General features: G+C 40.6%; 11 protein-coding genes. 10 read left to right on the forward strand and 1 reads right to left on the reverse strand.

What is annotated here, in order from left to right; all coding sequences use genetic code 11:
* The 10 genes from K2G43_RS02980 to K2G43_RS13495 form a co-directional block, all read left to right on the forward strand.
* Nucleotides 1-974 (forward strand): hypothetical protein (locus K2G43_RS02980; RefSeq protein WP_300152932.1); only part of this gene is annotated, 974 nt, incomplete at its 5' end.
* The gene (locus K2G43_RS02985; RefSeq protein WP_300152933.1) at nucleotides 971-1,126 is read left to right on the forward strand and encodes a hypothetical protein; all 156 of its coding nucleotides are present in this window, start codon (nucleotides 971-973) and stop codon (nucleotides 1,124-1,126) included. The genes K2G43_RS02980 and K2G43_RS02985, both read left to right, overlap by 4 nt.
* Before the next feature lie 237 nt (nucleotides 1,127-1,363).
* Nucleotides 1,364-1,765: a hypothetical protein gene (locus K2G43_RS02990; protein WP_300152934.1), complete on the forward strand. Its 402-nt coding sequence runs from the start codon at nucleotides 1,364-1,366 to the stop codon at nucleotides 1,763-1,765.
* Nucleotides 1,766-1,801: 36 nt separating this feature from the next.
* Nucleotides 1,802-2,191, forward strand: a complete 390-nt coding sequence (locus K2G43_RS02995; RefSeq protein WP_300152935.1) for a YkvA family protein — start codon at nucleotides 1,802-1,804, stop codon at nucleotides 2,189-2,191.
* 79 nt (nucleotides 2,192-2,270) lie between these two features.
* Nucleotides 2,271-3,182 carry an AAA family ATPase gene (locus K2G43_RS03000; protein ID WP_300152936.1) on the forward strand — a complete coding sequence of 304 codons (912 nt, stop codon included), beginning with the start codon at nucleotides 2,271-2,273 and terminating at the stop codon, nucleotides 3,180-3,182.
* Nucleotides 3,183-3,278: 96 nt separating this feature from the next.
* The gene (locus tag K2G43_RS03005) at nucleotides 3,279-4,553 is read left to right on the forward strand and encodes a hypothetical protein (RefSeq protein WP_300152937.1); all 1,275 of its coding nucleotides are present in this window, start codon (nucleotides 3,279-3,281) and stop codon (nucleotides 4,551-4,553) included.
* A gap of 506 nt (nucleotides 4,554-5,059) precedes the next feature.
* Complete coding sequence (locus tag K2G43_RS03010) at nucleotides 5,060-5,800, forward strand: hypothetical protein (RefSeq protein ID WP_300152938.1); 741 nt, start codon at nucleotides 5,060-5,062, stop codon at nucleotides 5,798-5,800.
* Between the two features lie 45 nt (nucleotides 5,801-5,845).
* Nucleotides 5,846-6,478: a VWA domain-containing protein gene (locus K2G43_RS03015; protein WP_300152939.1), complete on the forward strand. Its 633-nt coding sequence runs from the start codon at nucleotides 5,846-5,848 to the stop codon at nucleotides 6,476-6,478.
* A 294-nt stretch (nucleotides 6,479-6,772) separates the two neighbouring features.
* The gene (locus K2G43_RS13490) at nucleotides 6,773-6,973 is read left to right on the forward strand and encodes an FtsK/SpoIIIE domain-containing protein (RefSeq protein WP_366524952.1); all 201 of its coding nucleotides are present in this window, start codon (nucleotides 6,773-6,775) and stop codon (nucleotides 6,971-6,973) included.
* 215 nt (nucleotides 6,974-7,188) lie between these two features.
* Entirely contained in the window at nucleotides 7,189-7,407 is a 219-nt protein-coding gene (locus K2G43_RS13495) for a DNA translocase FtsK (protein ID WP_366524953.1), read from the forward strand.
* Between the two features lie 77 nt (nucleotides 7,408-7,484).
* On the opposite strand, the gene K2G43_RS03025 is transcribed toward K2G43_RS13495, so the two are convergent.
* Nucleotides 7,485-7,992: patatin family protein (locus K2G43_RS03025; protein ID WP_300152941.1), on the reverse strand; the 508-nt coding region annotated here is incomplete at its 5' end.

Here is a 7,992-nt window from a genome sequence, read left to right on the forward strand (position 1 = left end):
CAATATATGGTGTTCCTAATATGCTTGACAAAGTTATTGATAAGGAAAAAACAAACCTACTCAACAATATAAATTGTGGTATTGTTTTTTTGGATGCTTTAAACAAACTTACTCATAGTGAAGATTTTGTCGTTGATATTCCTATGGAACTAAGAGAAATGCTTAAATCCGGAAAGGCAGCATTTGACAATTCAAGCAAAAATCCAGGGAGCTATACTCCAAATATGCGCATCAAAGGAAAAACAGGAATATACACTCAAGCTACTATTAAACGGGAAGCAAATAGTCAAGCTATTACCCAAAGTTTATCTAATTTGGCCATGATGGCAATGGTACAATCTGTTCTTAACAAGCTAGAGATACTTGAAGAAAAAATAGAAGACATCCAAAAAGGACAAAAAAATGACAGAATAGGTAGCATTCTGGGACATTTCAAAGGTTTTATGGATTTATATTCCACTTTCAAAACCAAAGAGGAGTTAAATACTGCTACCAACACTGCATATTTAGAAATGCAAAAAGGGCTTACACAAATTCACCTGCAAATTGAAGATGAACGAAAGAAACTTAACGGTGCTCCAGCTAATGACTGGGAAGCTTTCAAATTATCAATTAATCCGTCCAATCTTCTATGTAATAAATCAAAACAATTCCAAAAGTATTATATAGATTATACCTATGATATTCAATTATACAACAGGCTTATTTTATTATCTGACATTGTTCTTTTTTTAGGCGGGAAGACAGAAGCGATTAAGCCAAACCATAAGAAAATGGTCGATTACTGTAATGAGCATATAGATGATTCATTCCAAAAAAAGATGAAATACCTCATGCATAACCATACGACAGAGATTTCAAATATTCTTAACTACAACAAGAATCTTAACAAAATATTTGATGATGTTCTGATTCAAGATATCAGAATTGAGTGTAATTCAACAGATTTGAAAACTTTAAATACAAAAAAATGAATCCAGCAAATGTAGATAAAATAGGTAAAGTCATTATTACCACAATCGGTGCAGGTATTGCATATGTAGTCAAAAAAAGTACACCTGTTGTTAAAAATGCAGCGAAAAATGCAGCGAAAAATGCAGCAAAGATTATTTCCCAAAAAAAATAATTGAGTTTTTTATCTTATTATACTTTAGCAGAAAACATCTTTTGCACCTCCCCGCCTTCCTTTGCAATACGCAACATAAAAAACAGCGTATTGCAAAGGAAAGGCAGGGATTACTATTCATTACAAATCTTTCAATATATTATTATTCAACAGAAATGGGAGAGCCTGATTCCATGTTTCATTTAGCTTGGATCATACTTATTTAAATAATCGAAATTTACAAATTTATATTTTAACATGAAAGTATCAATCAATTACACAGAAATTACCAATTGGGTAAGCAACCATTATCGGATTGCCCTTACATTCAAGCGTATAAACCCAAATACTTTTGAAGCAAGTTACAATCCGGGAGTTTTCATCCCAACTGTTCATATAACAATTAAGATAGAAAACTTTCAGGAAAACTTTATCTGCATGTCATACGATTGCAGTATGCCCATATCAATGCTCATTGCCGGAGCAATCGGACATCTTCAAGAAAGGATTCCGGAAGGCATTGAAATCAAACCTGACGAGAAACGAATCAGAATCTATCTTGAGAAGATAGACAAGCTACAGCCTGCATTAGAGAAGGTTTCATTGTCAAATCTCTCATTGAACGAGGAATGTGCCGAATTGACTCTTGAACTAAAGTAAAAAAACAGAGTTACCATCATTAAAACTATCATCGTTATGGATATAATCAAAAAATTCCAAGAAGGAAAATGGATGCAAAAGGCCAAAGAGTTTTTGAATGACAAAATAAAGCTGCAAAAGCTATTGGCCAATGTTCAAAAATATGCAGACAAAAAGAGATTGAGCTCAGTAAAAGAAACCCTTCTACTGATGTACGATTATCTCAAAGACATTGCATCAGGCAAATATAAAGACTATGACATAGCCAAGATGACACTCATTGTCGCAGCACTGGTTTATGTGGTAACACCTATTGATATCATCCCCGATATCTTCCCCGGAGGACTGATAGATGACGCTGCTATTGCCATGTGGGCTTTGAAAGAAGCAAATACAGAATTTGAGAAATACAAAGCATACAAAGAAAATGCTACAAGCATGAACTGATTTTTCATTTCTTCAGACACCTTTTGTCCTTCTCCCCGTCTTCCTTTGTACTATCAAAACAATAAAAAAATAGTAGAAAATGATATACTTAGAAAACTTTACCCTCCCCAAAGACGAATGGGAAGACTGGTACTTCTCGCCGCCACCAGCACTTCAAGGAAAAAATCTGGAAATTCTTCTGGAATTGTCGGAACGATTTATTAGAAAAAATAAAATTCCCCACCCAAACCGGATGACAGGCTATGTCTCCTGGTATCCGTGGCGGGTGTTCTATCGAAGAGGAATCCGCCGCTTTTCTTTCGATGACATTACCATCCTTTATGGCAGTAACGGTTCGGGGAAAAGCACTCTCCTGAACATCATCGCCCAGAAAATGAAGCTGCAACGCTCTGCACTCTATAACAAGTCCCCGTTTTTTGAGGATTATCTGCAATACTGCGACAGCTATCTAAACAAAGAAAAAGGAGGCCATCTGGCTGTGCAACGAGGTGTGATTCTGACGAGTGACGATGTCTTTGACCGGATGCTACGAAATAGAGGGGAGAATCAGGACATTGATTTCAAGAGGGAACAACTGGTGAATGAGTATTTCCATACAGAGGAGTGGATGCCGAAATCCTTGTCTTGCTCAAAGTACGTGAAGTCTAAGTTGAAGAGGAATGTGCAAGAACAGTCCAATGGGGAGACGGCTTTCAACTACTTCGTAGAGAGCACACCGGAAAATGCACTGATACTACTGGACGAGCCGGAGAACAGCCTTGCCGCAACATGGCAAATGGAATTGGCGAAATTCTTGTCCGGAGCCATCTGCGCTTTCAACTGTCAATTGATAATAGCAACGCATTCTCCGTTCCTTCTCGCCATTCCCGGGGCAAAGATATACAATCTGGATGCGGAGCCCATATCAACGTGCCGTTGGAACGAGTTGGAGAATGTTCGCGCGTATTACGACTTTTTCAAGACGCATCAAGAACTATTTGAAGGAATCTGATTATAGGGTGAAATTTAACGTCACATCGGACACATCTTGTCCCTCTATTCGTTTTCCTTTGCAGTATCAAAACAATTAAAAACAAATGAGAACGCCATGACAGCCATTGTAGGAATCCTAAACAAAAGCGGCATCGCGATTGCCGCAGACAGCGCAGCTACGGTTTCAAACAACCGCAGCAGAAAAGTATTGAATACGGAAACTAAGATATTCAGGTTATCAAAAACCTATCCGGTAGCGGTGATGATTTACGACTCAACCCTGTTTATGGAAACGCCTTGGGAAGTAATCATCAAACTATATTGCAGAAGGCGGGGAGACAAAGGGAAGAATACACTAAAAGAGTATGTGGATGATTTCTTGCAGTTCTTGCGTGAGGAAAATTTCTTTTGCAGCAAAGAAGTACAGGACAGAAAGCTGAGCAATATGCTGATTGACTTCTATCAACTGGCACGCGATAAAGCCAAAGAAGAGTTTGAAGAACAAGAGGAAGAGAATCCGACATCGTACAATGACTTATTTCTCGACAGACTGAAAGAGTATAAACGAATCTGCAGTGAAGAATTTGAGAAATGCCCGGAATTGAAGAATTACCCATTCAGAACGTTCCAAAGCAAAGCTCAAAGCACTATCGACATGATTATAGAACAGGGATTCACTAACGAGCATTTCGATGTGACACAACGGGAGCTGTTTGAGTCATCCGCATACGAATGGATTAAATCAATCTGCTTTTTAGGCAATCAGAATTCCGGATTGGTATTTGCCGGATATGGGGAGAAAGACATATTTCCCTGTATGCTTCCCATTGAAGTCGCCGGCGTGGTGGATGGCAGGCTGCGTCACTTTGTCAACCACGAACGCATCGCCCAAATAGACCACAACAATATAGCCACGATATGCCCGTATGCACAAGCAGACGTCATGCAGACGTTTATGGATGGAATTTCTCCCGATATACGGGAACATATATTGGAGCGCGACACGCAACTGGTGAATCAGGTTCAAAACCGGATATACGAGAAGCTGGCAGCGGCCAATGTGGGAGAAGAAATCTTGGAATTGGTAAGAAACATCGACTTTAATGAAACCCGGGAACAGATGGATGAAGAACTTTCCGAATACATCCAAAAAGAAAAAGAAGACGGATTGCTGACCGCAGTAGAGATGTTCAACGTGCAAGAACTGGCAAGCATGGCCGAAAGCCTGGTGTCCATCACCAACCTGCAACGCCATTTCACGTCAAGTGAGGAAACTGTAGGAGGCCCCGTGGATGTGGCGGTGATAACCCGCAATGAAGGCTTTATCTGGATTAAGCGCAAGCTGTGGTTCAGTCAAGAGATGAACAGACATATCATGAGGGATGAATAAGGCGTTACTTGGATAGTTTTTGTCCGTTCCAGCTTCTTTACATCAGTTAAATCAAAAAAAAAGAATATCATGCTTAGAGGAAAAACAATTTTCAGATGTACCCAATGTGGTAAGATTTTTATTGCTCCTGACTGGGAGTATTGCGCTACCATCTATTCCGCTCCACAACCTTGTAAACGATGTGGGAGCATAAGAACCTTACCTGTTTATCACATATTATTCAAATCGTTTTATAAAAAGATTTGGGAAAATATGGAAAAGTGAAAATAAATAGTGAATACTTCCATTGTATGGCAGAGCTTTCTTTGGGTATCAGAACTATTTGAAGGAATCTGATTATCGGATGAATTCAGTGCCACATCAGACACTATTTGTCTCACTATCCGTTTTCCTTTGCAATATCAAAACCTATTAAAACCATTGGCACTAAGAACAGAGCTGTATCTATTTGGAAAAAAGATAAAGTGTCGGCATACAAGAAACAGGAACTGAAATAAACGAAAACAATGAGAGAGTACATATACTGCCCTTCGACAGGGAGCAAGCATTTCAGCAACAAGTACTACACCATACGGATTAAATTCCATGAGCACAACATGGCGGTGGCAGATATCGAAAGCAAGAAGAGAGGACGCATTCGCTTTATAGACGGTTGGCTGTCGTTCGATGAATGCAAGCTGGAAAGCATGTACGACTATTTAGATTGTCTGGATATCCTGTATATGAGCAAAGTGGCAAGACGATGGTTCGCCAAAGAGATGAAGCACTGCACAAGCGGCTATCTCCGACCGGACGGATATCTGGACAGAGACAACATAAAAGCAGCTGAAGATCTTATATTTCATAAATCCACTCTCGAAATTCCCCGACTGAATGCAACGATACTCAAACGCATGAAACCGCTTTGCAGCGATGTGCTGTGTGCCAACTATCGCGGAAGAATCCGAATCAGTTGCGAAAAAGGAGCGATAAAATACGAACCTTCCTGCCTCAAGAACAAGGCGTTCGTCCGTAAGGTGCTGAACAGGAAAAAAGAAAGGCTAATGGTTTGTCCGCAAGAAATGCTGTTCAGCTTCATTCGCTCCTGCTTCCCCGACTTCTATCGGGAAGTGGAGCAGAACCGGACAATGGACAATTGCTCCATCGTGATAGAATACTGCTGGTGGGAAGATGAATTCCCGCAGATGAGAATATGCGTGTCGGATGAAGATGGTCAGATTCATACAATAGAACCGTTTATAGAATGAGAACAATATGCACCAACAAATTACTACATTAAATACGATATCAAAATGAAGACAAGAGTTTTTAATCTTATCATTCTCGACGAGAGTGGGTCAATGCAGAGCATTAAGAAAGAAGCTATTGACAATGTAAATGAGACGGTACAAACGATCCGTTCCGCCGAACAGGAAAACGAAAATCAGGAGCACTTCATATCGCTCATAACATTCAACAATGAAGTCAAGACGGTATATGATTGTGTACCGGCTGTGGAAGTCAGAGAATTCTCTTCAAAAACCTATCACCCCAATCGTTGCACCGCTTTGTATGATGCCATGGGTATGTCTCTTAACGCACTGCGCCCCAAAGTGACAGAGGAAGACCGAATACTTGTAACCGTTGTAACGGATGGCTACGAAAATGCCTCGCGTGAGTATAGCAGCGAAGCCATCAAGGCATTGGTAGATGAACTGAAGAAAGAGGGCTGGGTGTTTGCCTATATCGGAGCCAATCAAAATGTAGAAAGAACAGCTGCAACCATCTCTATCACCAATACAATGGTTTTCCATACCACATCAGAAGGAACCCAAAACATGACACAAAGTGTCAACAGGAGCAGAAAAAAGTTTTTCGCCCGTTTGTCTGATGTTTCCTTCAATGCAGCAGTGGAAAATGAATGTTTTTTCGATGATGAGGAATGATCTTAGGTAAGCATTTACGACCTGGTGGGCTGTGGATGTTGTGAGGACGATCATGAAGTATTATGTAGGGATCCGGTTGATTTTTGGGAAGGTGCATTATGCCCCAAACGTAATCGAGAATATACCTAAGGTAAATACATATTAAAAGTATGGGATTATGGATTATGAATATTGGATTAAATTGGCTGAACAAGGAGATAAATGATTTAAACAATTCGTCGAGGAATTCAAAATGAAGTATAGAAAAGTCTGAACGAAAATTGTGTCATTGATTTGGTCAAGCAGCCTCATCTATTGATAGCCGGTAGGCAAGGAGTTGGCAAAACCGAATGTTTGCATACTATCATTTATTCCTTGTTAAAAAAGGAACAACCCGAAAATATGAGATTTGTATTAATGACAAAAAGGGCAGACTTGATGCAATCCCATACATCATATCGGGTACTATTAAAGCCAACTTTCCGGTACGCATTGCATTCCAGACTTGCTGTGTAATGGATTCTCGCACAATCATTGACAGGCAAGGAGCAGAAAGTTTATTAGGGTCTGGAGATATGTTATTATGTAATGGTATAGAGTTGACACGAATCCAGGGAGCTTTGGTAGATGAAGAATGTCAACTTGGATTTATCCAATCCGACTTTTCTAAACCATATATATTGCCTCCCGGTAGTTTCGAGTACTCCGATTATGATGACGAAGAGGAAGATATGGATTCTTTAGACCCTCTGTTTGAAGATGTTGCACGGTTGATCATTCAGCTTGGTAGATGTTCTTATACTATGATAAGTGAAAGTTTTACTATCAGTAATGTTAGGGCTGCAAAAATCATGAGGCAACTTGAAAATGCCGGAATCATAGAGTATAAGGTAAATTGTTTGACAGATAAAGAACTGGAAAATATAATAGAAAATGATCTTATCTGGTGATTATCATTAACAAACCTATTACTTACATGACATCCCGTTTGCTGCGAAACAGAATATGGCGTCTGTGAAACGAAAACTCACCGTGCAAATTCCAACTGCGCCGCACAGGCATAACCTTCTTCATAAAGTTCCGTCAGTTTTCGGATATCCCGCTCGATGCGGTCCACCGTTATAGGGCGTTGCGGACGGATGACCGTAATTTCCCCAGCCTCTTCCAGCCGTTCCACCAGCTCCAACTGCGCATTATAGACCACGCTGCGCCGGTTGATGGCTGCACGCAGGGCAGGATATTTCCTATAAATAAAAGGAGGGACTTTGGTGCCCTGAATCTTCTTCCGATAACCCCGGTTACGGGTCAGCACCACCACGTTGTTCGTAAACCCATCCCGACGGGCACGCATCAACGGAATGCTGTCCACAATGCCGCCATCCAGCATCGGAATGCCGTCCACATAGGCAATGGGGCAAACAAACGGCAGGCTGCTCGAAGCGCGCACAATGTCAATCACCCGCTTCTCACTTTGCTTCTCCTCCCAATAGTTCGCCTCACCCGTCAAGCAGTTGGTAGTCACCATCACATAGCGC

Source organism: Bacteroides sp. (genome assembly GCF_029057325.1).
Lineage (GTDB): Bacteria > Bacteroidota > Bacteroidia > Bacteroidales > Bacteroidaceae > Bacteroides.